The 25,487-nt window shown below is 67.7% G+C and carries 25 protein-coding genes; 11 read left to right on the top strand and 14 right to left on the bottom strand.

What is annotated here, in order from left to right; translation table 11 throughout:
• Positions 1–17: 17 nt before the first annotated feature.
• Genes efeB through thpR form a run of 4 tightly spaced genes read right to left on the bottom strand, consistent with a single transcriptional unit; the run spans position 18 to position 3,836 of the window.
• The gene (gene efeB / locus ACFVWG_RS30905) at positions 18–1,277 is read right to left on the bottom strand and encodes an iron uptake transporter deferrochelatase/peroxidase subunit (RefSeq protein ID WP_391546968.1); all 1,260 of its coding nucleotides are present in this window, start codon (positions 1,275–1,277) and stop codon (positions 18–20) included.
• A complete protein-coding gene (gene efeO / locus ACFVWG_RS30910; protein ID WP_391546969.1) occupies positions 1,274–2,413 on the bottom strand; it encodes an iron uptake system protein EfeO in 1,140 nt (379 codons plus the stop codon). The genes efeB and efeO overlap by 4 nt, the downstream gene beginning before the upstream one ends.
• A complete protein-coding gene (gene efeU / locus ACFVWG_RS30915; protein WP_391546970.1) occupies positions 2,391–3,236 on the bottom strand; it encodes an iron uptake transporter permease EfeU in 846 nt (281 codons plus the stop codon). Before efeU ends, efeO begins: the two co-directional genes overlap by 23 nt.
• Before the next feature lie 45 nt (positions 3,237–3,281).
• Complete coding sequence (gene thpR / locus ACFVWG_RS30920; protein WP_391546971.1) at positions 3,282–3,836, bottom strand: RNA 2',3'-cyclic phosphodiesterase; 555 nt, start codon at positions 3,834–3,836, stop codon at positions 3,282–3,284.
• Between the two features lie 250 nt (positions 3,837–4,086).
• Between thpR and ACFVWG_RS30925 the strand changes: the two genes are divergently transcribed.
• Complete coding sequence (locus ACFVWG_RS30925; RefSeq protein WP_391546972.1) at positions 4,087–5,529, top strand: LLM class flavin-dependent oxidoreductase; 1,443 nt, start codon at positions 4,087–4,089, stop codon at positions 5,527–5,529.
• Positions 5,530–6,370: 841 nt separating this feature from the next.
• Here ACFVWG_RS30925 and ACFVWG_RS30930 read toward each other — a convergent pair.
• Entirely contained in the window at positions 6,371–7,768 is a 1,398-nt protein-coding gene (locus tag ACFVWG_RS30930) for a mycothione reductase (RefSeq protein ID WP_391546973.1), read from the bottom strand.
• Positions 7,769–7,813: 45 nt separating this feature from the next.
• Here ACFVWG_RS30930 and ACFVWG_RS30935 point away from each other — a divergent pair, with 45 nt between their 5' ends.
• Both ACFVWG_RS30935 and ACFVWG_RS30940 read left to right on the top strand, forming a co-directional pair.
• A complete protein-coding gene (locus ACFVWG_RS30935; protein ID WP_391546974.1) occupies positions 7,814–8,554 on the top strand; it encodes a DUF4429 domain-containing protein in 741 nt (246 codons plus the stop codon).
• 2 nt (positions 8,555–8,556) lie between these two features.
• Positions 8,557–9,198: a DUF4429 domain-containing protein gene (locus ACFVWG_RS30940; protein WP_391546975.1), complete on the top strand. Its 642-nt coding sequence runs from the start codon at positions 8,557–8,559 to the stop codon at positions 9,196–9,198.
• Here ACFVWG_RS30940 and ACFVWG_RS30945 read toward each other — a convergent pair.
• Entirely contained in the window at positions 9,195–10,514 is a 1,320-nt protein-coding gene (locus ACFVWG_RS30945) for an MFS transporter (RefSeq protein WP_391546976.1), read from the bottom strand. The two genes, ACFVWG_RS30940 and ACFVWG_RS30945, sit on opposite strands and share 4 nt — an antisense overlap.
• Positions 10,511–10,960 (bottom strand): MarR family winged helix-turn-helix transcriptional regulator, encoded by a 450-nt coding sequence (locus ACFVWG_RS30950; RefSeq protein WP_132405525.1) that lies wholly within the window; start codon positions 10,958–10,960, stop codon positions 10,511–10,513. The genes ACFVWG_RS30945 and ACFVWG_RS30950 overlap by 4 nt, the downstream gene beginning before the upstream one ends.
• Before the next feature lie 82 nt (positions 10,961–11,042).
• Here ACFVWG_RS30950 and ACFVWG_RS30955 point away from each other — a divergent pair, with 82 nt between their 5' ends.
• Positions 11,043–12,125, top strand: a complete 1,083-nt coding sequence (locus tag ACFVWG_RS30955; protein ID WP_391546977.1) for a hypothetical protein — start codon at positions 11,043–11,045, stop codon at positions 12,123–12,125.
• On the opposite strand, the gene ACFVWG_RS30960 is transcribed toward ACFVWG_RS30955, so the two are convergent.
• A complete protein-coding gene (locus ACFVWG_RS30960) occupies positions 12,111–12,497 on the bottom strand; it encodes a Dabb family protein (RefSeq protein WP_391546978.1) in 387 nt (128 codons plus the stop codon). The genes ACFVWG_RS30955 and ACFVWG_RS30960 overlap by 15 nt on opposite strands.
• 75 nt (positions 12,498–12,572) lie before the next feature.
• Here ACFVWG_RS30960 and ACFVWG_RS30965 point away from each other — a divergent pair, with 75 nt between their 5' ends.
• Positions 12,573–13,199: a TetR/AcrR family transcriptional regulator gene (locus tag ACFVWG_RS30965; protein WP_391546979.1), complete on the top strand. Its 627-nt coding sequence runs from the start codon at positions 12,573–12,575 to the stop codon at positions 13,197–13,199.
• 6 nt (positions 13,200–13,205) lie between these two features.
• Here ACFVWG_RS30965 and ACFVWG_RS30970 read toward each other — a convergent pair whose 3' ends face one another.
• Positions 13,206–14,681, bottom strand: a complete 1,476-nt coding sequence (locus tag ACFVWG_RS30970) for an NCS2 family permease (RefSeq protein ID WP_391546980.1) — start codon at positions 14,679–14,681, stop codon at positions 13,206–13,208.
• Positions 14,682–14,761: 80 nt separating this feature from the next.
• On the opposite strand from ACFVWG_RS30970, the gene ACFVWG_RS30975 reads away from it, so the two are divergent.
• Positions 14,762–15,067 (top strand): DUF2530 domain-containing protein, encoded by a 306-nt coding sequence (locus tag ACFVWG_RS30975; RefSeq protein WP_391546981.1) that lies wholly within the window; start codon positions 14,762–14,764, stop codon positions 15,065–15,067.
• Between the two features lie 38 nt (positions 15,068–15,105).
• Here the strand turns inward: ACFVWG_RS30975 and ACFVWG_RS30980 are convergent, their stop codons facing one another.
• Positions 15,106–15,990 (bottom strand): DUF3027 domain-containing protein, encoded by an 885-nt coding sequence (locus ACFVWG_RS30980; RefSeq protein WP_391546982.1) that lies wholly within the window; start codon positions 15,988–15,990, stop codon positions 15,106–15,108.
• Between the two features lie 66 nt (positions 15,991–16,056).
• Here ACFVWG_RS30980 and ACFVWG_RS30985 point away from each other — a divergent pair, with 66 nt between their 5' ends.
• Positions 16,057–17,913 carry an MFS transporter gene (locus tag ACFVWG_RS30985; protein ID WP_391546983.1) on the top strand — a complete coding sequence of 619 codons (1,857 nt, stop codon included), beginning with the start codon at positions 16,057–16,059 and terminating at the stop codon, positions 17,911–17,913.
• 165 nt (positions 17,914–18,078) lie between these two features.
• Here the strand turns inward: ACFVWG_RS30985 and ACFVWG_RS30990 are convergent, their stop codons facing one another.
• Positions 18,079–19,629: an MFS transporter gene (locus ACFVWG_RS30990; RefSeq protein WP_391546984.1), complete on the bottom strand. Its 1,551-nt coding sequence runs from the start codon at positions 19,627–19,629 to the stop codon at positions 18,079–18,081.
• Positions 19,630–19,735: 106 nt separating this feature from the next.
• On the opposite strand from ACFVWG_RS30990, the gene ACFVWG_RS30995 reads away from it, so the two are divergent.
• Positions 19,736–20,449: a TetR/AcrR family transcriptional regulator gene (locus ACFVWG_RS30995; protein ID WP_391546985.1), complete on the top strand. Its 714-nt coding sequence runs from the start codon at positions 19,736–19,738 to the stop codon at positions 20,447–20,449.
• Here ACFVWG_RS30995 and ACFVWG_RS31000 read toward each other — a convergent pair.
• Both ACFVWG_RS31000 and larE read right to left on the bottom strand, forming a co-directional pair.
• Positions 20,446–20,829: a cold-shock protein gene (locus ACFVWG_RS31000; protein ID WP_363688354.1), complete on the bottom strand. Its 384-nt coding sequence runs from the start codon at positions 20,827–20,829 to the stop codon at positions 20,446–20,448. The two genes, ACFVWG_RS30995 and ACFVWG_RS31000, sit on opposite strands and share 4 nt — an antisense overlap.
• A gap of 100 nt (positions 20,830–20,929) precedes the next feature.
• Positions 20,930–22,399, bottom strand: coding sequence for an ATP-dependent sacrificial sulfur transferase LarE (gene larE, locus ACFVWG_RS31005; protein WP_391546986.1), 1,470 nt, complete (start codon positions 22,397–22,399; stop codon positions 20,930–20,932).
• A 108-nt stretch (positions 22,400–22,507) separates the two neighbouring features.
• Between larE and ACFVWG_RS31010 the strand changes: the two genes are divergently transcribed.
• Genes ACFVWG_RS31010 through ACFVWG_RS31020 form a run of 3 tightly spaced genes read left to right on the top strand, consistent with a single transcriptional unit; the run spans position 22,508 to position 25,030 of the window.
• The gene (locus ACFVWG_RS31010; RefSeq protein WP_391546987.1) at positions 22,508–23,437 is read left to right on the top strand and encodes a TauD/TfdA dioxygenase family protein; all 930 of its coding nucleotides are present in this window, start codon (positions 22,508–22,510) and stop codon (positions 23,435–23,437) included.
• Between the two features lie 55 nt (positions 23,438–23,492).
• On the top strand, positions 23,493–24,080 hold the full coding sequence (locus ACFVWG_RS31015) for a TetR/AcrR family transcriptional regulator (protein ID WP_391546988.1): 588 nt from the start codon (positions 23,493–23,495) through the stop codon (positions 24,078–24,080).
• Complete coding sequence (locus ACFVWG_RS31020; RefSeq protein ID WP_391546989.1) at positions 24,080–25,030, top strand: R2-like ligand-binding oxidase; 951 nt, start codon at positions 24,080–24,082, stop codon at positions 25,028–25,030. Before ACFVWG_RS31015 ends, ACFVWG_RS31020 begins: the two co-directional genes overlap by 1 nt.
• On the opposite strand, the gene ACFVWG_RS31025 is transcribed toward ACFVWG_RS31020, so the two are convergent.
• Complete coding sequence (locus ACFVWG_RS31025) at positions 25,004–25,438, bottom strand: winged helix-turn-helix transcriptional regulator (RefSeq protein WP_391546990.1); 435 nt, start codon at positions 25,436–25,438, stop codon at positions 25,004–25,006. The genes ACFVWG_RS31020 and ACFVWG_RS31025 overlap by 27 nt on opposite strands.
• Positions 25,439–25,487: the final 49 nt, after the last annotated feature.

Genomic DNA, 25,487 nt, shown 5'->3' on the forward strand with positions numbered 1-25,487 from the left:
TGTAATGAGTCGGCGGCTCAGGCGAAGAGCTTCTCGCCCCAGTACGACCCAGGTGTGACACCACCGGGACATGCGAAGATGCCCGAGCCCACGTGGTGGATGTACTCGTTCATGGTGTCCGAGCGCGCGAGTTGCTTCTGGATCGGGATGAACTGCTTGCGCGGATCGCGTTGGTAGGCAAGGAAGAACAGGCCGGCGTCCAACCGCCCCAGCCCGTCCGAGCCGTCGACGAAGTTGTACCCACGCCGCAGCAGCTCAGCACCGTTGTTGAACTGCGGGTGCGCGAGCCGCACATGCGAGTCCACCGGTACCTTCGGCTCACCGTCGGAACCCTTGGCGTTGAAGTCGATCGCGTCGAACTCCTCGGCCTTGCCCAGCGGCGCGCCAGTGCCCTTACCCCGGCCGATGATCGTCTCCTGCTCACCGAGCGACGTACGGTCCCAGATCTCGATGTTCATCCGGATCCGCCGCGACACCAGGTAGGAGCCGCCGTTCATCCAGTCGGCGCCGTCGCCGGGCTGGACCCAGACGTGCTGCTCGAGCTTGGCCGGGTCCTCGGACTTCAGGTTGTTCGTGCCGTCCTTGAACCCGAACAGGTTCCGCGGGGTCGTCTGCGCGCGCGACGTCGACGACGTCCGGCCGAAGCCGAGCTGGGAGTAGCGGATGGCGACCCGGCCGAACCCGATCCGGGCCAGGTTGCGGATCGCGTGCACCGCCACCTGCGGGTCGTCCGAGCAAGCCTGTACGGCGATGTCGCCGCCCGACCGATTGGGGTCGAGGTCGTCACCGATGAAGTGCGGCAGGTCGACCAACGCAGCTGGGCGCTTGTCAGCAAGGCCGAACCGCTTGTCGAACAGCGACGCCCCGAACCCGATCGTCAACGTCAACCGGGCCGGCGGCAGACCGACCGCCTCGCCAGTGTCCTCAGGCGGAGCCTCACCCGGTCCGTTCACTGCGCCGTACTGGCCGATGTCGCGACCGGCTGTCAGCAGCGCAGCCGCGGCCGTCCACTCCTTCAGCAACGCGATCACGTCCTCGCGCTTGGTCGTGGTCACATCGAACGCAGCGAAGTGCAACCGGTCCTGTACGGCGGTTGTGATGCCCGCCTGATGCGGTCCGTAGAACTGGACCGGCCCGTTCGTATCGGCCGCCTGCGACTCCGCACCGGACAGCACCGAATGAGCGGCGTACCCGGCGACTCCGGTCGCGACGGCGGCTCCCGCCGCGCCGAACAGGCCGCGGCGGGAGATGCCCTTACGCTGCGTGACTTCGGTCATTTCTTCGCAATCACTCCGGCGACCTTGGAGACCGGCTCGGCGAGGCCGTCGACGACCCGGCCGAGCTCCTTCTTCTCCGCCTCGGTCACGTTGTAGGACTTGAAACCGTCGCCCTCGCGGTACTTGTCGACCGCCGCGAAGACGGCCTTGAAGTTGGTGTCCAGCGCGGTGACAAGCGCCGCATCCCTTGCCTGCAAGGCCGGGCGGAGCGCCTGGATCGCGGCCTGCGAACCCTCGACGTTGGCCTGGAAGTCCCACAGGTCGGTGTGCGAGTAGCGGTCCTCCTCACCGGTGATCTTGCCGGTGGCAACTTCGTCGAGCAGCTCCTTGGCGCCGTTCGCGAGCTGCAGCGGGTTCAGCTTGACGGTTTTCGCCTTGGAAACAACGGTCTTCACGTCGACGAGCAGCTGGTCGGCGTACTTCGCCATCCCGGCTGTGGTGTTCTTCTCCCACAGCGCCTGCTCGATCCGGTGGTACCCGGTCCACTCGGTACCCGGCTCGACATCGTTGACCCGGGCATCGATCTTCGGGTCCAGGTCGCCGAACGACTCCGCGACCGGCTCGATCCGCTCCCAGTAAGTACGGGAGATCGGGAACAGCTCCTTGGCCTTGGCCACATCGCCGGCCTTGACCGCGGTCACGAACTCGGTGGTCTTCTGCTCGAGGGCAACGGCCTGCGAGTTCACGTAGCGCTGGTAGCTCTCGGTGGCCTGCTTGAGCAGGGTGTCCTCGTCGACCTGCGCGGGCGCGCCGCCGGCCACGGTCAGGTCGCCACGGATACCGTCTCCGACCATGCCCGGCTTGCAGACCGCCTGGTACTTGCCGGTCGGGAGCTCGACGATCAGGTCGCGCTTCAGGCCCGGGCCGATGTTCTCGACCTCACCCATTACGCGGTCACCATCGGCGTACACGTAGAACTCGGTGACCTTGCTGCCCCCGTTGGAGACCGAGAACGTGCTCGGCCCGGACTTCACGTCCCGGCGGCTCAGGTCACATCCGGAGTCGGTCGCCTTGACGGTGACCGGGCCGGTGCCGTCGTCGGACGCGACCGGGGCATCCTTGGCGCAAGCGGACAGAGCGGCGAGCCCCAGTACTACGCCGGCGGCAGCGACCCTACGAGTCTTGGACGGGAACATGCTTCTCCTGAACAGGTGATGGCGTGGAAACCGGACGGAAGTAGAGCACCAGCACGGGCGCCAGGTAGAGCAGCCAGGCGATCGACTCCAGGACGCTCGGGGCCGGGTTGAAGTTGAAGATGCCCTTGAGGAGTACGCCGTACCAGCTGTCCGGCGGGATGACGTGCGAGATGTCGAACGCCAGGTGGTGCAGGCCTGGCAGGAGGTTCGCCTCCTGCAGATCGTGGAAGCCGTAGGCGAAGATCCCGGCCGCGACCAGGACCAGGACCGCGCCGGTCCACTTGAAGAAGACCGCCAGGTTGATCTTCACCGCTCCGCGGTAGATCAGCACGCCCAGCACGACGGCCGTCGCCAGCCCGAGCAGCACGCCGACGAACGGTACGGCGGTGGTCGCGGTGGCGGCCGACGCGTACACGATGAAGGCGGTCTCGATGCTCTCGCGGAAGACCGCGAGGAAGGCCAGGATGACGACCGCCCGGGAACCGATCGCGAGCGCGGTGTCCATCCGCTCGCGAAGCTCCCGGGCGATACTGCGCGACGCCTTGCGCATCCAGAAGATCATCCAGGTGACGAAGCCGACCGCGAGGATCGACATCACCCCGCCGACGGTCTCCTGGGTGGTGAAGGACCTCGCGGTCAGCGCGGTCACGAACTGCAGCAACCCCCACGCGGCGGCTGCCACGGCCAGGGCCGCGCCGACTCCGATCCAGACCAGTTTCAGCCGGTCGCGATGTCCTGACTTGACCAGGAAGGTGGCGAGGATGCTGACGACCAGCGACGCCTCGAGGCCCTCACGCAGGCCGATCAGATAATTCGCGAGCATGGCAGAATTCTTTCCCTACGTTAGGGGTGGCTAACCTTCCTGAGGTTAACCTAAGAACTCCCATTCGCCCACTGTGGCGTACGACGCAGAACCGGTCCCCAGGTGGGACTCGATCAGCTGCAGACTCCCCGCCGTCCACTCGGGGCCACTGTAGGTATCGAACACCCGCACCCAGCGTGTGACGTCGATCGGCCGGCGCAGCCGCGCGAGTGTGAGGTGCGGCACGAACTTCCGCCCGTCGACCTCGATCCCGGCCTTGTTCGCCGCTGCCCGCGTCGTCTTCGCCAACTGCTTCAGCGAGTCGGTCTCGTCCTGGACGCCGGTATACAAAACCCGGGCCTCCGGTACGCCGGGAAACGCGCCGGCTCCTCTGAGGCGCAACGGAGACGGCGTCTGCCGCTTGGCGACCGCCTCCAGCCGCTCACTCAACTCATCGCTCTTCCAGTCCGGCACCTCGCCCAGGAACGCCAGGGTGATGTGCCAGTGTTCGCCCGCGGACCATCGGATGTCGTCATCCGGATGTTCCCGCCGCGGTGCGACGAACTCGTTCAGATCCTCCACAACTTCGATGGGTGGCACGACGGCCACGAACAATCGCATCCGCCCAGCTTAAAGCGCCACTCGGCTGCCTGTGGCGCACGCATCCTCCCCAAACCGGTTCGGGGAGGATGCGGGTCGGCGTCCAGCCGGTGTGGGGAGGATATTGGACCGATCCGGGGGGTGAATCCTCCCCAGATCTCGTTCCGGGACGGCAAACTCGGCGAGCGGGGCAGGCGGTGTCCGGGCTTCACGAGGAATGAGTTGTCGGAAGGTGGAGACGCTGCCTGGCGGTCGGTGGTTGCATGAGGCCATGACATCGGACGTACGCCGGCTGCCGTCGCCGTGTGTAGTGATCCTGGTCGGCCCGGGTGCGGCGGGGAAGTCGACGTGGGCGGCCGAGCGGTTCGCGCCGGACCTCGTGGTGTCGAGTGATCGGCTGCGGGCGCTGGTGGGAGCCGGGGAGGACGATCTGGCCGCGAGTGCGGATGCGTTCGCGCTGCTGGAGACGGTGGTCGAGCAGCGGATCGGGCGGCGGTTGACGACGGTGATCGACACACTCGGCCTCGATCGCGCGCGGCGGTCGAGGTGGCTGCAACTGGCCCGCGAGGCTGGAATGCCTTGTGTGGCAGTGGGTTTCGATACGCCGGCGGCCGAGTGTCGTCGTCGGAACCGGCTGCGGCCCAAGCGGATTCCGGCCGACGTGCTGACCGGGCAGCTTCGCGCTTGGGGTACGGCTCGTGGCGAGTTACCCGAGGAGGGGTACGACGACATCCTGCAGCCGACCGCGGTGCGCGTCGTACCGGAGGCTTTTGTCGATGCCTCGCTGGCGGTGGACCGGCAGGCTGCGGCGCCCGTTGGCTTGCGGTTCGGTTTGCAGTTGAGCAGTTACCCGGGTGGGCGGGCCGGGTTGGGTGCGTGGGTTCGCGAGGTGGCTGGGCGGGCGGAAGCTGTTGGGTTCGACGCGATCTACGTGATGGATCATTTCCGGCAGATACCTCAGGTTGGGCGTGCATGGGACGACTTCCTGGAGAGCTGGACGACCCTCGGCTACCTGGCCGCCTGTACGACGCGGGTGCGGCTCGGGACGTTGGTCTCCGGGATCACGTATCGGAACGTGGCTCACCTGGGGAAGATCGCCGCAACTCTCGACGTACTGAGTGGTGGACGTGCCGTGTGCGGTGTCGGGCTGGCGTGGTTCGAGGCCGAGCACAAGGCTTACGGATGGCCGTTTCCGTCGGTTGGTGATCGGTATGCGTTGCTGGAAGATGCGCTGCAGTTGTTGCCGGTGTTGTGGGGACCAGGCAACAAACCGTTCCACGGCCGGGTGCTCGACGTACCGGACACGACTTGCTATCCACGGCCGCTGCAGTCGCCATTGCCTTTGCTGGTTGGCGGGAGCGGCCGGAGAACGTTGCGGTTGGCATCTAAGTACGCGGACGCGGTGAATGTGTTCGGTGATATCGCGGTCGTTCGCGAGCGAGCGGCGTACCTGCGCTCACTGACGGATCGGCCGGTGGAGATCACTCACCTGTCGACCACGCTGATCGGCGACGACGCCGCAGTGGAGCGACTCCGCCCACGTAACCAGAACCCTGCCAAGTACGCAGCGGCCGTCAACGCCGGCGCCGTCGACGACCAGATCGGCCGCTTCCGCGAACTCGCCGAAGCTGGCGTGTCCGAGGTGATGATCAGCCTCCCCGACCTCGACGCCCTGGACGACGTCGGCAGGGTGATCTCCGCCTTCCGCGTCTAGCGGTACGTCGCGGATCCGCTCCGATGCGCCCCGGGGCAATTTGAACGGAGATCCCCTCAACTTGCCCCTTCTCCCCTCGAAAATTGAGGGGAGAACCAGCAACCTCGACGGAGATCCCCTCAATGTGCCCCTTCTGCTCCTCTCAAATTTGGCTCTTGTGAGGTAGGTGTGGATGGGTTCGCGCGTTGTCGGACCGCGGGTTGCCGTCCGATCGCAGGGTCTTGGGCGATGTGGTCGGCGAGTGGGGGGAGTATGTCGCCGACTGCACGGACTGTGCTGCTGGACATCGATTTCCGGCGGCAATCTCCTTCCACTCGACGTCGGACCGCTGGTTCCGTACGGCGACTGAACCCACCCTGCTCGCCCGGGGCGGAGGGATGCGGCGGGAAGGGCGTGGGGTTGCCGGGGGCGGACCGCCAGCACCGTCTAACTCTGCGCGGCTCGGACAGTTCACGCTCAGCATCACCTGCACGAGTCGCCGCACGAGAGGTTAGACGGTGGCACAGGTCCGGCACCCGAGCACCGGATACAACCCGGGGGCGCGCACCCCCCGCGGGGACCTTGAACAAGCTATGAGCCCCCATTTCCTGTCCATACCCCCAACAACTGCACGCAGGTCACCTACTGCCAACGCTGGAACAACGCCCAGCCAGCCCACCCGCACACTGGTCAACTGGCCCACCACACGAGGAAGAGACCGGTACGCCGCACCACCCACGAATGGGTCAGAAGAGCCCAAAAATTCAGGGGAGAAGGGGCAACCTCGACGGAGATCCCCTCACATTGCGCCGGCAGCGCGCGGCAGAGAAACGGAGTGACCCGGCGGCGGGGCGGATGGTGCCTAGCGTTTGAGGGGGAGGTTGAGGAGGGCGTTCTCGATGAGTTCGGGCATCGCAGGGTGGATCCAGTATTGGCCGCGGGCCATCTCGTAGGCGCCGAGGCCGAAGCTCATCGCCTGGATGAGGGGCTGGATGACGGTCGGGGCCTGGGGGCCCATGATGTGGGCGCCGATCAGTTGGCCGGTCGTCGGGTCCGCAAGGAGTTTGGCGAAGCCGGTGGTGTCTTCCATGGCCCAGCCGTAGGCGATGTCGGCGTACTTCTGGCGACTGACGACGTACTCGATCCCCTGCGCGACGGCTTCGGCCTCGGTGAGGCCGACCGAGGCGATCTGCGGGGAGCTGAAGACGGCGTGCGGGACGAAGCGGTGGTCGGACTTGATGCGGTTGTCCGGCTCGAGCAGGTTGTGTTTGACGACGCGGGCTTCGTGGTTGGCGACGTGCTTGAGCTGGTGCGGGGAGGTCAGGTCGCCGAGGGCGTAGATGCCGTCGACGGTGGTCTGCTGGTACTCGTCGACGACCACGCGACCGTCGCGGTCGACCTCGACGCCGGTGGCCTCGGGGTTCAGCAGGTCGGCGTTCGGGGTCCGGCCGACGGCGACCAGGAGTTCGTCGACGATGAGTTCTTCCTTGCCGTCGGGGCAGAGCATCCAGAGCTGGATCGAGCCGTCCGGAAGCCGGTTCGCGCGGATGGTCTCGTGTTGCAGGAGTACGTCGTACTTGCCGCGCGCGATCTCGGTGAAGTGCTCGGCGATCTCGGCGTCCTCACCGCGGAGCAGGACCTTGGAGCGGGCGATCAGCGTGACCTCGACACCGAACGACGAGAAGACGTGCGCGAACTCGGCCGCGACGAAGCCGCTGCCGAGGATGGCCATCCGGCGGGGCAGTTCGTCGAGACGCATGATCGTGTCGGACGTGTGGTAGCCGGTCTCCTCGAGGCCCACGATCGGTGGGACGACCGGGCGGCTGCCGGAGGCGAGCACGAAGCGGTCGGCGGTGACGACGCTGGTGGTGCCCTCGTTACCTTCGACGGTCAGCTCCTTGACGCCGGTGAAGCGCCCGGTGCCGTCGTACACGGTGACGTTGGCGTTCTCCGGGTTGTGATGCCGGTACTCCGAACCGGCCGCGGCGATCGGGTCGATCCGGCCGAAGATGCGGTCCCGGACGTCCGGCCAGCGGACGCCGGTCAGTTCCTCGTCGATGCCGTACCGGGCGCTGCCGGCCGGGGTCGCGGCCACGTCCGCGGTGTGGACGAACATCTTGGTCGGGATGCAGCCCTTGTTCAGGCAGGTGCCGCCGAAGACGCCGCGCTCGACGATCGCCACCTTCCAGTCCGCGAACCGGTGGTTCACGATCGAGTTGCCGGAGCCGGTGCCGATGACGACGAGATCGTAATGAGTCACACCCCATTATGTGTCTGACCCTCAAAAGCGACAGGATGGTGGCTTGTGGAGGGGTTGAGCGGCGACGAACTGCGCGGGCGGAACGCGACCATGGTCTGGGACGGGCTGGGCACGATCCAGCTCCGGTACGAGGGCTCGTGGATCAGGCAGAAGAGCACGCTGACGTATCTGATCCTGAAGAAGCTCGGGCAGCGGACCGTCCCGGTCGAGGCCCTCACCGGGGTCGATCTGGTGCTGCCCGGTGGCACCGAGGATCCGACGATCCGGCTGCTGCTCCGAGACCGCGCCGACCCGCTGCTGACCGTCGCCGGTGGCCAGCTCGACGAGCTGCTCGACCCGTACCGGCTCGACTTCGACAACAAGCAGTGGCTGCTCGCCGACTACTACGCACAAGAGATCCGTACGTCGATCGCCCTGCACCAACTGCCTCCCGGACCGGCCGAGCGCTGGCTGATCGAGCCACCGCCCGCACCGGCCAAGATCAAGTTCCAGGGCGTCAAGGCTGAGCTCGACGGCACCGACCTCGTCCTCGACTACGGCTTCGCCGCCACCCAAGCGAAGAAGTCGTACGGCGATCCGTGGCGGTTGCCGCTCGCGGAGCTGCGGAACGTCGAGTGGGCACCTCAGTCGCTGCGCCACGCCGGATACCTGCGGCTGACCACCACGCGGACGCCCGCGGAGCGACCGAAGCCTGCCGACGACCCGGAGACGCTGCTGACCTCAGCGGTCGACGAGAGCGACGTGCTGTTCTTCGGCGCCAAACTGCTATCCCTGATCAACTGGTGAGTATGCGACTGCAGACCAACCACGGCGTGCTCGAGTGGGACGGCACCGGCACGATCAGGGTCCGGTACGACGGCCCGCTGGGCGAACGGGTGATCCCGGTCGAGGCGTTGAGCGGCGTACGGGTGTCGACCGACCTGCGGCTTGACCTGCGCGAGCATGCGGATCCGCTGCTGAGCGTCAGCGGCGGATCGTATGCGTCGATCTACCATTTCGACGTCGCGGATCTGGCTGCTGCCGAGCAGCTCGCATCCGAGATCCGGATCGCCCGCGCGCGCCGCGCCATACCGGAGACGGCCGCGTCGACTTGGCTGGTCGCGCCACCGCTGGCGGCTGATGCGATGGAGGGGAAGGACGCCACTGTCGCGGTTGCGAACGGGCTGCTGATGTTCGCGTACCCGCGGTCGGCGTCCCGGCGGAAGAAGTCGGACGGCAATCCGCGGTCGGTGTCGCTGATGGACATCGTCGACGTCGAATGGCGGCCGCGCGCAGGCCGGCACGCTGGTTTTGTCCGGGTCAGTACGGCGCGGATGCCGCTCGACCGGCCGCGGCCGAAACACGACCCGTCAGCGGTGCGGACCGCGGTCGAGGGTGAGACCGACGCGCTGTTCTTCGCCGCGCGCCTTCTGACCCGCATCCAGCCCTAGGCGACGCGCGGGCCGGACTCTTCTTTCACCGGTACGTCGACCACGGCCTTGTCGGCCAGAAGCTCCGTCTGCGGGAGGATCTCGAGGCGCGGGCGGGGCAGCAGCCGGGGACGGATCGAGAGGCCGCGGCGGTGCGAGAAGTACAGCACCGAGCCGATCGCCCCGAGGACGGTCAGGCCGCCACCGACGATCAGCGAGTAGCGAGCGCCGAGCTCCTGCCCGACGAAACCGATCAGCGGCGAACCGATCGTCGTACCGCCCATCAGGACCGTCATGTAGAGCGCCATCACCCGGCCGCGCATGGTCGGCTCGATGCTGAGCTGCATGGTCGCGTTCGCCGTGGTCAGCATGGTCAGCGAGGCGAGGCCGACCAGCGGCAGCACCAGCGCGAAGGTCAGGTACGTCGGCATGATCGCGCTGACGACCTCGAGCACACCGAACGCGATCGCCGCACCGATCACCATCCGGGCGCGGATCCGCACCCGGCGGGCGGCCAGCAGCGCGCCGGCCAGGGAGCCGATCGCGAGGATCGAGCCGAGGATGCCGTACTCCCCCGCGCCCTTGTGGAAGGCTTCGGTCGCCATCAGGGCCGACGTGAGCTGGAAGTTCAGCCCGAACATGCCGGCGAAGGCGACGGTCACCAGGACCATCATCAGATCCGGCCGGCGCCACAGGTAGCGCATACCGTCGCGGATCATCCCCTTGTCGCGCGCCGCGACCTTGGGGGTGTGCAGCTCGGACCCGCGCATCAGGCGCAGGGACAGGATCACCGCGGCGTAGCTCAGGCCGTTGACGATGATGACCGGGCCGGTGCCGATCCAGTGGATCAGCAGGCCGGCCAGACCGGGGCCGATCAGGCGGGCTGCGTTGAAGGAGGCCGAGTTCAGCCCGACCGCGTTGGACAGGTCGTCACGGCCTACCATCTCGACCACGAACGACTGGCGGGCCGGGGCGTCGAACGCCGTACCGATCCCGAAGAGGAAGGCGATCACGAAGACGTGCCACGGCTGGACCAGGCCGGTGACGGTCAGGATGCCGAGGGTGAGCGCAGCGATCGCCATCCAGACCTGGGTGATCTGGAGCAGCGAGCGCTTCGGGAAGCGGTCGGCGACCAGACCGGCGTACGGGCCGATCAGGAGAGCGGGGGCGAACTGCAGGCCGGTGACGATACCGAGCGCCGTACCGGAGTGGGTGAGCTCCAGGACCAGCCAGTCCTGGGCGACCCGCTGCATCCAGGTGCCGACGTTCGAGACGATCGCACCGGTGGCGTACAGCCGGAAGTTCCGGACTCGGAAAGCGTGGAAGGTGGGGCTCACTTGGCCGCCAGCCGTTCGAGAACAGGTGCTGCCTTACGCAGGATGTCGCGCTCCTCAGGGGTCAGTTGCTTGAGCTTCGCGTGCAGCCACTCGTCGCGGCGCTTGCGGTTGGCAAGGATCAGCTCGTCGGCCTTGCCGGTCAGCTCGACGGTCACCTGCCGCTTGTCGGTCGGGTGCGGGCGGCGGACCACCAGGCCCGCCTCCTCCATGTTCGAGACGATCCGCGTCATCGACGGCGGCTTGACCTGCTCGTGCGCGGCCAGCTCGCCGATCGTCATCAGCTCGTGCTTGCTCAGCGCACCGAGCACGCCGAGCTGGTTCGCGGTCAGGTCGTGACCGGGCTCCCGCTGCCGCCGGATCTGTCGCGACAGGCGCAACGTCGACGACCGCAGGGCACTCACGAGCCCCACGTCACTCTTCACCTGCTGCGCTACGACTTCCGGCATACCTTTACCTTAACTCATTACCTTTGCTAACGATAACGGCGTTTCACCTGGCGGTATTCCCGAGGCGCTAGAGTGCGGTCGCATGGGTACTCCTCGGGAGCTGGTCCGGTACGAGCAGCGGTTCCGGCGGGCCGGGCTGCCGCTGTTCATCGAGGACTTCTCGCCGACGCACGACATCTTCAACCGGGCCGCGCCACTGCTGACGCTGGTGTTCCTGGTCGAGATGCTCGGCGCCACCTCGCTGAAGTGGCACTGGTGGCAGAACGTCCTGGGCGCAGCCGCCGGCCTGATCATCCTGGTCGGCGCGTTCGGGCTGCTGAACCTCTACCGCCGACGGCCGTTCTGGTCGCTGCCGACCCGCTTCGGGCTGCCCGAGCTGGCCGTCTTCGTGCTGCTGCCGGCGCTGCTGCCGCTGGTCCCCGAGAAGCAGTGGCACCAGTTCCTCGGCATTGCCATCGGCAACTTGTTGCTCGTCGGCGCCGTGTACGTCGTCGTCGGCTACGGCCTGATCGCAACGCTCTACTGGAGCGTACGGCGGATCGTCGGCGAACTGGGGAATTCGCTGGCCAGCCTGGTCCGGGCACTGCCGTTGCTGCTGGTGTTCTCGCTGGTGCTGTTCATCAACACCGAGATGTGGCAGGTGTTCGCCGGGATGCCGGTGGTGTTCATCGTGCTGTCGGTGCTCGCGTTCACGTTGCTCAGCACGCTGTTCCTGATGGTGCGGTTGCCGAAGGAGCTGGACGCGATCGAGGACGACGTGAAGTCGGATCCGCCGCTACGACGAGTGCAGCGGCTGAACCTGAGCGTCAACCTGGTCATCCGGCAGTGGGTGCAGGCCCTGGTCGTGAGCACCGGCGTCGGACTGTTCTTCATTGCCTTCGGCATGCTCTCGATCAGCGCCGACATCTACTCGAAGTGGGGCATCGAGCCCGGCTCGTGGTCAGTGAGCCCCGGCCTGCTCGGTCACAAACTCCTGCTGACCGCGAGCCTGGTGAAGGTTGCGATCGGCATCGCCAACTTCACCGGGCTCTACTACTCGATCGCGCTGCTCACTGACTCGTCGTACCGGGAAGAGTTTCTGGACAACGTCAGCACCGAGCTGCGAGATCTCTTCACAGCTCGGGCCTCCTATCTGGCGCTCCGCGATCGGCTATTCACCGAATAGCTCGGCGACACGCCTCGACCACTCCGGATACCGCTCCTGCTTCGCCGCGACCTCGGCGTACATGGCCTGACTGATCGCCGGGTCGTCATCGCTGAACCGGACCGCACGCATCGTCTCGATCTTGTCCAGGATCAGCTCGTCGCCGGCCAGGTGCACGGGATCCCAGGTGTAGCGCCGGAACGCCTCGAGGTCCGGGATCGCGGACAGATAGGCGTGCGTGAATCCCTCGGCCGGATCCCCCAGGTCCGCGCCGACGACGCCGAACGCGGACGACTCCAGCGACGCGGTACGACGCATCGCCGCGAGCACCTCGGCCTGCTCCTCGTCCGACACACCCTCCTTGAACCGGAAGCGCAGCACATTGACGAACATCTAGCTTCTCCTCGCATCGATTGCACTGGTCAGTGCAATTTAACGTACCGAGCAGTTCATCGCTAGGCTGATCGGGTGACGGCGACCAGGGGACGGATCGACAAGCGGCAGGCGATCCTCGAGGCGGCCTTCACCGTGTTCGCACAGGAGGGGTACCGGCCGGCGAGCGTGGACGCCGTCGCCACGGCGGCGGGGGTCGCCAAGCACACGATCTACAACCACTTCGGCGACAAGGAGAGCCTGTTCCGCGCGACGATCGCCGCGCTCGCCGAAGACGCGTTCGCGCGGAATCTCGCCGCAGTGGATCTGCTGCGGCTGCCGGCCGGCCCGGACGATCTCGCCGATGTCCTGGGCAAGGTCGGGCTGCGGCTGGCCGAGTGCTACTGCGACGAGCGGTCGCGCGCCTGCCGACGGCTGCTGCAGGCCGAGGTTCAGAACCTTCCGGACCTGCAGGACATCGTCCGCGAGCGCGCGGCCGACAAGGTGAACGAGGCGCTGGCCGACAGGTTCGCCCGGCTCGCGCTCGCCGGGCATCTGCGGCTGACCGACCCCGCGGTCGCGGCTGAGCAGTTCGGCGCGCTGTTGACCGCCCCGCTGGAGACGCGGTCGCGACTCGGGAGCCGCGAGGTGCCTGCGGCGGAATTGGCCGAGGTCACGCAGAACGCCGTACAGACGTTTCTGCGTGCCTTCGGCAACAACTGATCGGAGCTACTTGGTGAGCCAGTCGGTGAGCGGGCCGATCGCGAAGTAGATCACGAACAGGGCGCTCACGACCCACATCAGTGGGTGTACCTGGCGGGCCTTGCCGCGGACCGTCTTGAGGATCGCGAACGAGACGAAGCCGGCGCCGATACCGGCCGAGATCGAGTATGTGAACGGCATCAGGATGATGGTCAGGAACGCCGGGAACGCGACCTCGATGTCGTCGAAGTCGATGCCCTTCACCTGGGTCATCATCAGGAACCCGACCAGGATCAGGGCCGGAGTCGCCGCCTCGTACGGGACCAGGGTGACCAGCGGCGCGACCACCATCGAGATCAGGAAGCAGATCCCGGTCACCACGCTGGCCAGGCCGGTCCGGGCGCCTTCACCGACGCCGGACGCGGATTCGATGTACGACGTGTTGCTCGAGACCGAGGCGGCACCACCGGCGGCCGCGGCGACGCTGTCGACGATCAGGATGCGCTGCGCGTTCGGCGGGTTGCCGTCCTTGTCGAGCAGGCCGGCCTCGGCGCCGATCGCGGTCATCGTGCCCATGGTGTCGAAGAAGTCGGCCAGCATCAGCGTGAAGATCAGCAGCAGGGCCGAGATGACGCCGACCGCCTTGAACGAGCCGAACAGGTTGAACTCGCCGACCAGGTCGAAGTTCGGTGTGGTGAAGAGCTGATCGGGGAACTTCGGGACGTTCAGGCCCCAGCCGCCGGGATTGTCCGCCGTCCGGCCGCCGACCTTCGCGATCGCCTCGACCACGATCGCCAGGATCGTCGCGGCGATGATGCCGATCAGGATCGCGCCCTTCACCTTGCGCGCGTACAGCGTGATGATCAGGATCAGGCCGACCACGAAGACCACGACCGGCCAGCCGCGAAGGTTGCCGCCGACACCTAGTTCGACGGGAGGCGCGCCGGGGGCGTCGGTACGCCGTACAAAGCCTGCGTCGACGACGCCGATGAAGGCGATGAACAGGCCGATGCCGACACTGATCGCGACCTTCAGCTGCACCGGCACCGCCTCGAAGACGGCCTTCCGGAAGCCAGTCAGCACCAGGACCAGGATGATCAGGCCCTCCAGCACCACCAGGCCCATCGCGTCGGCCCACGTCATCTTGCTCGCCACACTGAACGCGATGAACGCGTTCAGGCCGAGCCCGGTCGCCAGGGCCAGTGGGAAGTTCGCCACCAGGCCCATCAGGATCGTCACGACCCCCGCCACCAGCGCGGTCGTGACCGCCACCTTCGCGATCGCGGCACCCGAGTCCAGCCCACCACCGATGAGCTGACCGCTGCCGTCCTTGGCCGAGCCGATGATGAGAGGGTTCAGGACCACGATGTAGGCCATCGTGAAGAACGTGACGAGCCCGCCGCGAACCTCGCGGCCGAGCGTGGACCCCCGTTGGGTGATCTTGAAGAACGAGTCGAAGGGATTCGATCCGGAGCGGGCCGTTGCGGCCTGGGACGAGCTCATGACGGCATGGTGCCAGGTTCAACCACTCCGGTGCGAGCACTAACGGCAACCTCTTCGGGAGGTACGACTATGGTGGTCCCGTGACGGAGGAGCAGCCCGCGCCCAAGAAGCGCACCGACCCCACCAGCCAGCTGGCCCGCGGTGAGCTGGTCCACGCCGAGGTGAAACCCCTCGATCTGTCCGGCATCCCCACCGTCATCGTCGGCATCGTCCTGTGGGCGGTGGCCTTCGTGGTCCTGCTCTTCTTCCGCTCCACGCTCGAGCGCGACGGCCTCGAATGGTGGATCTGGGCCGCCGCCGCCGGCTTCGGCCTCGGCTGGATCGGTCTCTGGTACTGCACCCGCCGCTGGAACAAGATCAAAGCCGGCGAACCCGTCCGCGACTGACCTCGGTCGGCGGGCCCGGGGTACGGCGTACCCGAGGGTCAGGCTTCGGGGGTCTCGGTGACCTCGTCGTCGGAGGTGGGCTCGGCGGCGGCTTCGACCTCGGTGTGGACGGCGTCGGCTTCGGTGGCCTCGTCGTCGGTGGCCAGCTCCATGGAGTCGTAGCCGGTGGTGTCGAAGGCGTGGTCGGCGATGGGGGGCTCGGCGAGGTCGATGACCGCGTCGGAGTGGGCGCCGCAGCCGTAGTCGAACGCGACGACGCGGCCTTCACCGGGAGCCATCTCGTTGGCGCAGACGCCGAAGGAGCGGCCGAGGCTGTCGCCGAGGCGGATCCAGTAGCCGCAGCCGTTGCACTTGTAGGGGACGGCCTGGGCGATCGGGGAGGCCGGGCCGAAGTCGCCGGCGGCCCAGCGCTCGGCGGCGTCGTCGCGACCGAAGACCGACAGGACGCGCTCCCGGCCGAGGCCGAGCTCCTCGACGACCTCGAGGACGTCCTCGGGGGCACCGGTCTCGGTGAAGCCGGGCTCCAGGCGCGGGTCGTCGGCCGGAGTCGGGAACAGGTCGCCGGGGCGCAGGTCACCGGGCTGGACGCGCTCGGACCACGGCACCCACACCGGCGCGACGATCGCCTCGTCGCCGGGGAGCATGACGACCTCGTTGACGGTGACCGTCTTCGCGCGGGAGGCGCGGGTCAGCGTGACCGCCCAGCGCCAGCCCCGGTAGCCCGGGTGCGCGGAGGCGAAATAGTGCGTGACGAGGCGCTCACCCTCGACCAGGTGACCGAGGTACTCGCCGATCTGCGCGGCGCCGGCCTCGTCGATCGCAGCCTCACGGGCAGGGTCAACCGCCGCGACACAGACCGCGTCGGCCTTGGCGCGCACAGGTTCCGGAGTTCTGAGGGCAGTCACGGTCGCCCATTCTCGCATGCCCGGAGCGCTCTCACGAACGCGCCGTGACTGCAGTCTGTCCCCCACAGGAGGCAGGATGGAGGTATGCAGACGCCAGACTCCGCCGACCCCCGGCCGACACCCTCCGGCACACCGCCGCCCGGTGCCGCCCGAGACGGCCGTTCGGCGCCTCCCGGCAGCGGAAACCCACGCAGTACGACGGGCGCATCCGGCGCCAAGAAGTCGGCCGGTGAGCGGGTCGGCGCGGCACGGGAGCGACTCGGTACGGCGGGGCGCAAGTTCGGCCGGGCCTCGAAGGTCGGGGCGACCGGAGTCGCGGCAGCCTCCAAGAAGACGGCGAATGTCGGCGGCACGTTCGGCCGCTGGACCGGCCGACGCATCAGCGGCCTGACCGGCGCACAGGGCGCCCGCGAGTCGGGCCTGCAGCGACTGATCGAGTTGGGCGCAGTGAACGCAGCCGGTGACACAGCGTTCGCGGTATCGCTCGCCGGGACCGTGTTCTTCACCGTGCCGAGCGACCAGGCGCGGGACCGGGTCGCTTTGTTCCTACTACTGACGATGGCGCCGTTCGCATTGATGGCTCCGCTGATCGGGCCGATCCTGGACCGCTTCCGGCACGGCCGGCGGTGGGCGATCGGTGCGACGCTCGGCGCCCGCGGGTTCCTGGTGTGGGGTCTGGCCGGGTCGATCACCGACAGCAGTTCGGTCTGGCTTTACCCAGCCGCGCTCGGCTGTCTGGTCGCGTCCAAGGCCTACGGCGTCACCCGGGCATCCGCCGTACCGAGGCTCCTGCCTAAAGAGATCACCCTCGTCACCGCCAACTCACGGATCTCGTTGGCCGGTGTCGCCGGTGCGACGATCGGCGCCGGGATCGCGGGTGCGTTCGCGGCGATCGGTCCGCAGTGGTCGTTGCGTTGGGCCGCACTCGTGTACCTGGTCGGCCTGATCCTGGCGATCCGGCTGCCGGCCGCGGTCGACTCACCGGCCGGCGAAGAAGTCACCGGTACGGCGGGTCGCGAGATGCGGCGCAAGGCGATCACCGAAGCGGTCGCTCGTGGGATCCGGTGCAACCTGGGACTGCGGTTCGTCTCCGGATTCCTGACCATGTACTTGGCCTTCCTGCTCCGCGACCAGCCGCTCGCCGGGATCAACGGGACGGTCGCGGCGGGTGCGGTGGTCGCCGCGGCCGGTATCGGCAACAGCCTCGGCACCCTGGCCGGATCGTTGCTCAAGGCCCGTAAACCCGAGGCCGTCGTACTGGTCGTGCTGCTCGCGGACGCGGCGATCGCCGTACTGGTGGCGGTCTTCTACGGGTTCCCGTTGCTGATCGCGCTCGGCCTGATCGCGGGTTCGTGCAGTTCGCTCGGCAAGCTGTCGCTCGACGCGATGATCCAGCGCGACGTCCCGGAGTCTGTCCGTACGTCGGTCTTCGCGCGCTCGGAGACCGTCCTGCAACTCTCGTGGGTGATCGGCGGCGGCTGCGGCATCGTGCTGCCGCTCATCCCCCGCCTCGGCTTCGGCTTCCTGGCCGCGGTCCTGCTGGTCGCCGTCTTCCTCGTCCTGCGGATGAAACCGTCCGGTGTCCCCGGCGTCGGCGGCCGCAAACCAGGCGGCCCGCGCCCCGGCGGCCCGCGCCCCCGCGGCCCGCAACCCAAGAAGCCGGCACCTGCCTCGGACAAGCCTTCCGGTACGACGCGGACGATCCTCACCACGAGCATCGCCGAGCAACGCGCCCACCGCACCGACCACCCCGACGAACCGCTCAACGAGCCGACGATCGAAGTACCGGCGAGTGGCAAGCCGCCGGTCGGCCAGTGGTGGAGCGGTCAGCCCGACGGCGACGCCGACGACACTCTCGAGGACCAGGCCCCCTGGTCCCAGGAACCGACGGTCGAGAACCACCGTCGGCCGCACGATCCCCCACGCCGCCCACCCCGCTGACCGCCGTACAGGCGACCCCGCCCCAACATCCTGTCTCCGGCCACCAGTTGCGGCCTGGGCCCCGCAGTCAGGGGTGGAGACGACCAACGGGGGCCTGAGACCTGTGGTGCGAGGTCTCCGGCCCCCAGTTCCTGTCTCGAGCCACCACTGGTGGCGCGAGACAGGTTAGTGGTCGGCGACGGCTAGCTCAGGGGTTGCGGCGTCGGCGTCGGCAGAGGCGGGAGCGGGAGCGGGTGTGGCGGTACGGCGGAGAGTGAGGGTGGTGACGACTGCGGTTGCCAGCAGGAGGACGGCGCCTACTACCGAGATGGTGTTGAGGGAGTGGGTGAAGGCTTGCCGGGCCGCCCCCAACAGCGCCTCGGCTGCGGCGGTCGGGAGGTGTGAGGCTGCGGCCGCGGCTGCGGGGAGGCCTTCACGGAGAGGGGCGATGGCGTTGGTGGGCAGGTCAGCCCGGTAGGCCGCCGTACCGATGGAGCCGAGGACTGCGATGCCAAGCGCGCCGCCGAACTCGCTGCAGGTCTCCATCACAGCAGACGCCGAACCGGCGCGCTCCGGGGACACTGAGCCGACGATGGCCTCGGTGACCAGCGACATCACCATCACCAGGCCGGCCGCGAGCAGACCGGCGCCGATCAGGATCACTGCGAGCGAGGACTCCACTCGGACCTGAGTCAGTACGACGAAGCCGCCGGCCCCCAGCACGAAGGCACCACCGGTTACGTATGCACGGTCGATCCGCTTGGCCAACGCGGTAGCGAGCGGAGCCGCACCACCGACGACCACTGACGGGGCGAGCGACCACAGCGCTGCACGCAGAGGCGACAAACCCTGCACCAGCTGCAGGTACTGGGTCATGAAGACCGCGTTGCCGACCAGCGCCAGCGTGCCGATCGTGTTCGCCGCCAGCGACCCACTGAAGGCCCGGTTGCGGAACATCGCCAGCTCGATCATCGGGTACGCCGCGGTCCGCTGCCGCTGCACGAACAGCACCCCGAACACCAGCCCGGCCACGATCGCCACCACCGGCAGCGAAGCGAACCCGTGCGCGGCCAACTCCTTGATCCCCCAGATGATCGGCAGTACGGCGGCCAACGACAGCACCGAGCCGAGAAGGTCGAACCGTCCACCGGTCGGCGCCTTGAACTCCGGCAGCAGCACCGGCGCGAGGACCAGCAGCAGAAGCATCGCGGGGGTGTTCGCGAGGAAGACCGAACCCCACCAGAAGTGCTCCAGCAGGAACCCGCCGAAGACCGGCCCGAGTGAGATCCCGCCCATCATCACCGCGCTCCAGAAGGCGATCGCCTTCTGCCGCTGACCGGCGTCGTGGAACATGTTGCGGATCAGCGCCAGCGTCGACGGCATCAAGGTCGCGCCGCCGATCCCCAGCACCGCCCGGGCCGCGATCAGCTGCTCCGGGTTCTGCGCGTACGCCGCCGCGACCGAGGCGAGCCCGAACGCGACCGCACCGAAGATCAGCAGCCGGCGCCGCCCGATCCGGTCGCCGAGCGACCCCATCGTGATCAGCAGCCCGGCCAGCACAAACCCGTAGATGTCGAAGATCCACAGCTGCTCGGTCGCGGTCACCCCGAGGTCCCCCGAGATGTACGGAACCGCGAAGTACAGGACCGAGACGTCCATCGAGACCAGCAACAGCGGCAGCGCGAGCACGCCGAGCGCGATCCATTCCTTCCGCCCCGCCCGTTCCGTCGTACTCATAACCCCTCCAGAAGATCTGTATATGACGCACACTGTGTGCGTCATACGCAGACCATAGCGAGATCTGTCTATGATGTAAACAGTCGGATCGAGAGAGGGTGCACAGATGGAGCTACCGCGGGTGCTGGAGCAGCTCTGGGGCGTCGAGGGACCGGCGCGGCCGGGGCCGAAGCCGACGTTCCAGCTGAGCGACATCGGCGCGGCCGCGGTCGAGCTGGCCGACGCCGGCGGACTGGCGGCGGTCTCGATGAGCAAGGTCGCGTCCGCGCTCGGCTTCACGACGATGTCGCTCTACCGGTACGTCGACTCCAAGGACGACCTCTACACGGTCATGCTCGAGCACGCCTTCGGCGAGGCGCCGGTCCTGTACGGCGACGACTGGCGCAGCCGGATGATCACCTGGGCCGAGGCGTTCCGCGACGGGCTGCGCGCGCATCCGTGGATCCTGCAGGTGCCGATCGCCGAGCCGCCGCTGTCACCCAACCAGCTGGGCTGGCTGGAGTCGGCGCTCCAGGCGTTCCACGACACACCCCTGACCGCCGACGAGCGGTTGTCGGCGATGCTCCTGGTCAACATCTACGTCCGCGGCGCACTCCAGCTCAGCGTGCATCAAATGACGCAGTCCCCCGAACAGTCGGCCGAGGCCGGCCGCTTGTTCAGCGAGCGGTTGCGCTACCTCGCGACCGAGGACCGCTTCCCCGCGATCGCCGCGGGCATGCAGCAGCCCCGCGACCTCGGCGTCGACTACGACGCCGACGGTTTCGCCGACGGCCTGGAGACCATCCTCGACGGCATCCAGGCCCGGATCACCAACCGCTAGACGTCCAGCTTGTCGGCAACGCCGCGCAGTACGGTCGCAACCTGGCGGGACGCCTTGCCATCGGGCTGGCGGCCGCGGCGGTAGCTCTCGCCGAGGTTGTCGAGGAGCTTGATCAGGTCCTCGATGACGAGCTGCATCTCCTCCGGCTTCGGCCGCATCGCCTTCGCCACCGACGGCGGCGGGTCGATCAGCCGGACCTGCAGCGCCTGCTCACCCTTGCGGCCCTCGACGACACCGAACTCGACCTTCTGGCCAGGCTTGAGGTTGGTCACTCCGGCCGGCAGGGCCTCGGCGCGCACGTACACGTCGCCGCCCTCCTCCTTGCTGAGGAAGCCGAACCCCTTCTCGGAGTCGTACCACTTGACCTTGCCTACAGGCACGGGAACCTCTTCAGTGTCATTCGTCGGAAAACCGGATCGGCCGGGCGGCCCGATCGGCTACCCAGAGTACGTGAACCAGGCGCTCAGCGCCCGCGGAAAATTACCGGTACTTGTCGGGGTCCTTGAGCCGCTCGTTCATCGACCCGGACCGGAATCCGCGCGCGTCCACCCGGGCCGCCGTGAACCCCTCGGCGATGACCGCGTCGACCAGGTCCTGGTGGTCGACGCGAGCGATCAGATCGTGGTCGATCTCGATACTCGCCGCCTCCCCCAGGTCGCGGACGCGCACGTTCTGCACCCCGTACGACGACAGTCGCGACCGCACTGCCTCCTCAGCCCGGTCAACCCGGGCCAGCAGGTTCGGCGTGATCCGGATCCCGTACGCGATCCGGCTGGACAGGCAGGCCGCGGCCGGCTTGTCCGACGTCGCCAGCCCCCAACTCCGCGAGGCCTCCCGGATCTGCGCCTTGGTCAGCCGCGCATCCTTCAGCGGGGTGATCGCGCCGCGCTCATGCGCCGCCCGGATCCCCGGCCGGAAGCCGGCGATCGCGTCGTCCGCATTCGTCCCGGTCGCGATCGCAGTGATCCCGAACTCGTCGGCGATCGGCTGCAGCGTCTCGACCAACTCGGCCTTGCAGAAGTAGCAGCGGTCCCCCGCGTTGGCCTGGTAGCCCTCGCGGTCCATCTCGTGCGTGTGCGGCGTGACATGCCGGACGCCGAGTCCGTCGGCGAACCGCGCGGCCGGCTCCAGCTCCGCATCCGGGAGGCTCGGCGAGATCGCCGTCGCGGCGACCACGTTGGCCGGGCCGATCGCCCGGGCCGCGGCCGCCAGCAGGAACGCCGAGTCGGCACCACCGCTGAACGCGACGACGAGCTTGTCGTAGCTCGACAACCGCTTCATCAGCGCTTCCAGCCGCTGCTCGAGCACATACGCATCGAGCCAGGCCGGGAACTCGGTCAAATCATTCAGTACGACGTCCGCGCCGTACGCGCGAAGTTCGTCGGCCGTGAACGGCCCGGTCGCGACCGACACCGCGACCGCACCGGCCGCATGTGCGCCGTCGATATCGGCCGTGTGGTCACCGACGTAGATGCCCGCGTGATGCTCACGGAGCGCCGTTCCCTTCTCGGCTCCGTGCAGGTCGCCGACCGGCTCGTCGACGTCCAGCCCGAGGTGCTCGAGGTGCAGCCGCACGGAGGGCGTGTGCTTGGCCGACACGACCATCGTCCGCCCCCGCAGGGCCCGGATGGCGGCCAGCGACTCGGTCACGCCCGGCAGCGGCAGGCTCCCGGTGATCGCGTGATCGGGGTAGTGCTCGCGATACCGCGTGACCATCGCGTCGATCTGCTCCGGGGGGAACCAGTTCGACATCTCCCAGGTCAGGGGCGGTCCGAGCCGGCTCACCACCAGCTCGGAGTCGATGTGGACGCCGGTCTCCGCGGCGAGCAGGTCCCAGACCAGCTGGATCCCCGGCCGCGAGTCGATCAGCGTCATGTCCAGGTCGAACCCGACCACGAGCTCCGGGACGTCGAAGGTCGCAGGAGCGGGCTGGATCTCGGCGGTTGACACGACACCAACCCTACGTCCTGCCTCCGACAGTCCGGTCTCGCATCCCGAAACGGCCGTTAAGTGCAGTAAATCAGTTGGATTATGGGAGTTAACCCCCTGGAGGAAACCATGACCGCTCAGCTCGAAGCTCCCACCGTCACCGTCACCAAGGTCGGCGGCGCGATCGGCGCCGTCGTCGGCAACGTCCAACTCGGCGGACATCTGGCCGCAGAGACCATCGCCGCGATCCGGCAGGCCCTGCTGGACCACAAGGTGATCTTCTTCCGTGAGCAGGACGAACTGGACGACGCCGGCCAGCTCGCCTTCGCACGCCTGCTCGGTACGCCGACGCTCGCGCACCCGACCTCGAAGAGCCTCGACGGCGCGGCGAACGTGCTGCCCATCGACTCCGACTACGGCAAAGCGAACAGTTGGCACACCGATGTCACGTTCGTCGACCGGATCCCCGCGATCAGCCTGCTGCGCGCGGTGACACTACCGCCGTACGGCGGCGCGACCACGTGGGCCAACACAGTGGCGGCGTACGCGAAACTCCCCGCTGCGCTGCAGGCGCTGGTCGACCGGCTGTGGGCGGTGCACAGCAACGTGTACGACTATGCCGGCGCGGCGGACGAGGTCCGCATCGGCGGCGTGGACGTGAAGGTCGAGACGCATCGCAAGCAGTTCGCCTCACAGCTGTTCGAGACCGAGCACCCGGTCGTGCGCGTCCACCCGGAGACCGGCGAGCGTTCGCTCGTGCTCGGGCATTTCGTCCGGCGGTTCGTCGGCTTCACCTCGGCCGAGACGACCGCACTCTTCCAGCTGCTGCAGAACCGGATCACGAACCTGGACAACACGGTCCGCTGGCAGTGGCAGCCGGGTGACCTGGCGATCTGGGACAACCGCGCGACCCAGCACTACGGAGTCGCCGACTACGACGACCAGCCGCGCCGACTGCACCGCATCACCCTGGCCGGCGACGTACCGGTCAGCATCGACGGCGTCCGCAGCACGCCGCGGACAGGCGATGCGACACACTTCTCTTCCCTTGACAACTGAGCAGCCTTTGTTCGATCTCTTGACACTCTCGATGTTTTTGTAAACCATCGAGGGCATGGACTCGTTCGCGGACCGCACCAAACGACGGCTGCACGACGAGCTGCTCGATGCTGCGTACGACGCGATCGTCGCCGGCGGGTACGACGGACTCCGGATGGCCGAGGTGGCTCGGCGTACCGGAGTCTCCCGGCAGACCGTCTACAACGAGTTCAGCGACAAGTGGGGACTGCTGCAGGCAGTCACCAACCGTGAGACGGAACGGTTCCTGCTGGACGTGAACGCGGCACTCGCCGAGCAGCCCACCCCGATCGGCGGTTTGCAGGCCGCGGTCGCCCGGGCGCTCACACTGGCCGGGGAGAACCCGCTGGTGAAGGCGATGCTGGGACAGCCGGGGTCGGACCAGGCCAGCCAGCTGCTGACCACACGGGGGCAGCAACTGCTGGAGGTGAGTCACCAGGCGCTGGATGCCCACGTCCGTGAGCACTGGCCCGAGGTGCCACCAGAGGACGCGACCAGCTGCGTCGACATCGCCTTACGCGTTGTCCTCAGCCACATCGTCACGCCAGGTCCCCCACCCGACAGTGTGGCTGCGCAGCTGGCTCGCGTCCTCAGTCCTTTCCTGGCGCAGTCAAGGAGGCAGTGATGACCAATCCGTTGCACCGACAGGGTTTCAGCTCGTTGAAGTCTGGTGGCTTCAACTGGGACGCACTGCCGCTACGACTGTTCGACAAGGGCAACCGCAAGTTCTGGAACCCCCGCGACATCGACTTCAGCCAGGACGCCAAGGACTGGCAGGGCATGAGCGAGAACGACAAGGACAACGCGCTCATGCTCTGCTCACAGTTCATCGCCGGCGAGGAGGCCGTGACCGAGGACCTGCAGCCGTTCCTGCAAGCCATGGCTGCAGAGGGCCGCTTCGGTGACGAGATGTACCTGACCCAGTTCTGTTTCGAGGAGGCCAAGCACACTGCGGTCTTCCGGCTCTGGCTGGACGCAGTAGGTGTCACAGAAGACCTGCACCGGTACGTCGAGACCAATCCGGGCTACCGGGCGATCTTCTACGAGGCCCTGCCCGTGGCACTCAAGTCACTGGCCGACGACCCGTCACCGGCCAACCAGGTGCGCGCCTCTGTCACCTACAACCATGTGGTCGAGGGAACGCTCGCACTGACCGGTTACCACGCATGGAACCTGCTCTGTACGTCGCGCGGCATTCTGCCCGGCATGCAGGAGCTCATCCGCCGGATCGGTGACGACGAGCGCCGCCACATGGCATGGGGCACTTTTACTTGCCGCAGGCACGTAGCTGGCGACGCGTCGAACTGGAAGGTCGTCACCGACACCATGGAGGAGCTGCTGCCGCATGCACTCGTCCAGATCCAGTGGGCGCTCGACAACTCACCCGAGCTCCCGCCGGAGATCAACCCGACCGCACTGATGACGTACGCCGGCGACCGGGCCACTCGTCGTCTCGGCGCCATTGAGTCCGCAGTCGGCGCGGACGTAGCCGGCATCGACCTCGACTACTCCCCCGAGAAGCTCGAAGACGTGTTCGGCGACGAGGACTCAGCCGCGCTCGCTGCCGTCCGTTAGCTTTCGCACCTCGGTGTCGGCGGCTGTCACCCGGCGGCCGTCGGCGGCGTGGATCTCGATCGCCTTGAGCGGCTTGTGGTGACGGCTGTCGAGGAGCTCGGAGTGCGGTTCGCCGGATTCGAAAGCGTAGGACTCACCCCATTGCCGCAGTGCGACGATCACCGGGAACAGCGCCTCACCCTTCTCCGTCAGCGCATAGTCACTGTCCAGAATCCCTTGCTCCACAAGGCCTTTCAGCCGGGCACTGAGAATGTTCTTCGCGATCCCCAGGCTGCGCTGGAACTCACCGAACCGGCGACTGCCGTCGAACGCGTCCCGCACGATCAGCAGCGACCACCAGTCGCCGACCGCGTCCACCGAGCGCGCGACCGGGCAGTCCTCGCCGTCGAACCGCGTCCGCTTGACCATCTCCACCTCCTTGGTTGCAAGATGCTACCACCTAGCTCTACGGTAGCAA

Origin of the sequence: Kribbella sp. NPDC058245, from assembly GCF_042882005.1 — a bacterium.
Taxonomy (GTDB): Bacteria; Actinomycetota; Actinomycetes; order Propionibacteriales; family Kribbellaceae; genus Kribbella.

Coding starts and splice junctions, on each gene's coding strand:
- ACFVWG_RS30950 (WP_132405525.1), bottom strand. CDS start 10,960: ATGCCGGAAGTCGTAGCGCAGCAGGTGAAGAGTGACGTGGGGCTCGTG.
- ACFVWG_RS30955 (WP_391546977.1), top strand. CDS start 11,043: ATGGGTACTCCTCGGGAGCTGGTCCGGTACGAGCAGCGGTTCCGGCGG.
- ACFVWG_RS31020 (WP_391546989.1), top strand. CDS start 24,080: ATGACCAATCCGTTGCACCGACAGGGTTTCAGCTCGTTGAAGTCTGGT.
- ACFVWG_RS30970 (WP_391546980.1), bottom strand. CDS start 14,681: ATGAGCTCGTCCCAGGCCGCAACGGCCCGCTCCGGATCGAATCCCTTC.
- thpR (WP_391546971.1), bottom strand. CDS start 3,836: ATGCGATTGTTCGTGGCCGTCGTGCCACCCATCGAAGTTGTGGAGGAT.
- efeU (WP_391546970.1), bottom strand. CDS start 3,236: ATGCTCGCGAATTATCTGATCGGCCTGCGTGAGGGCCTCGAGGCGTCG.
- ACFVWG_RS31010 (WP_391546987.1), top strand. CDS start 22,508: ATGACCGCTCAGCTCGAAGCTCCCACCGTCACCGTCACCAAGGTCGGC.
- ACFVWG_RS30980 (WP_391546982.1), bottom strand. CDS start 15,990: ATGCGAGAATGGGCGACCGTGACTGCCCTCAGAACTCCGGAACCTGTG.
- ACFVWG_RS30985 (WP_391546983.1), top strand. CDS start 16,057: ATGCAGACGCCAGACTCCGCCGACCCCCGGCCGACACCCTCCGGCACA.
- ACFVWG_RS30990 (WP_391546984.1), bottom strand. CDS start 19,629: ATGAGTACGACGGAACGGGCGGGGCGGAAGGAATGGATCGCGCTCGGC.
- efeO (WP_391546969.1), bottom strand. CDS start 2,413: ATGTTCCCGTCCAAGACTCGTAGGGTCGCTGCCGCCGGCGTAGTACTG.
- ACFVWG_RS30960 (WP_391546978.1), bottom strand. CDS start 12,497: ATGTTCGTCAATGTGCTGCGCTTCCGGTTCAAGGAGGGTGTGTCGGAC.
- ACFVWG_RS31015 (WP_391546988.1), top strand. CDS start 23,493: ATGGACTCGTTCGCGGACCGCACCAAACGACGGCTGCACGACGAGCTG.
- ACFVWG_RS31025 (WP_391546990.1), bottom strand. CDS start 25,438: ATGGTCAAGCGGACGCGGTTCGACGGCGAGGACTGCCCGGTCGCGCGC.
- ACFVWG_RS30940 (WP_391546975.1), top strand. CDS start 8,557: ATGCGACTGCAGACCAACCACGGCGTGCTCGAGTGGGACGGCACCGGC.
- efeB (WP_391546968.1), bottom strand. CDS start 1,277: ATGACCGAAGTCACGCAGCGTAAGGGCATCTCCCGCCGCGGCCTGTTC.
- ACFVWG_RS30925 (WP_391546972.1), top strand. CDS start 4,087: ATGACATCGGACGTACGCCGGCTGCCGTCGCCGTGTGTAGTGATCCTG.
- ACFVWG_RS30995 (WP_391546985.1), top strand. CDS start 19,736: ATGGAGCTACCGCGGGTGCTGGAGCAGCTCTGGGGCGTCGAGGGACCG.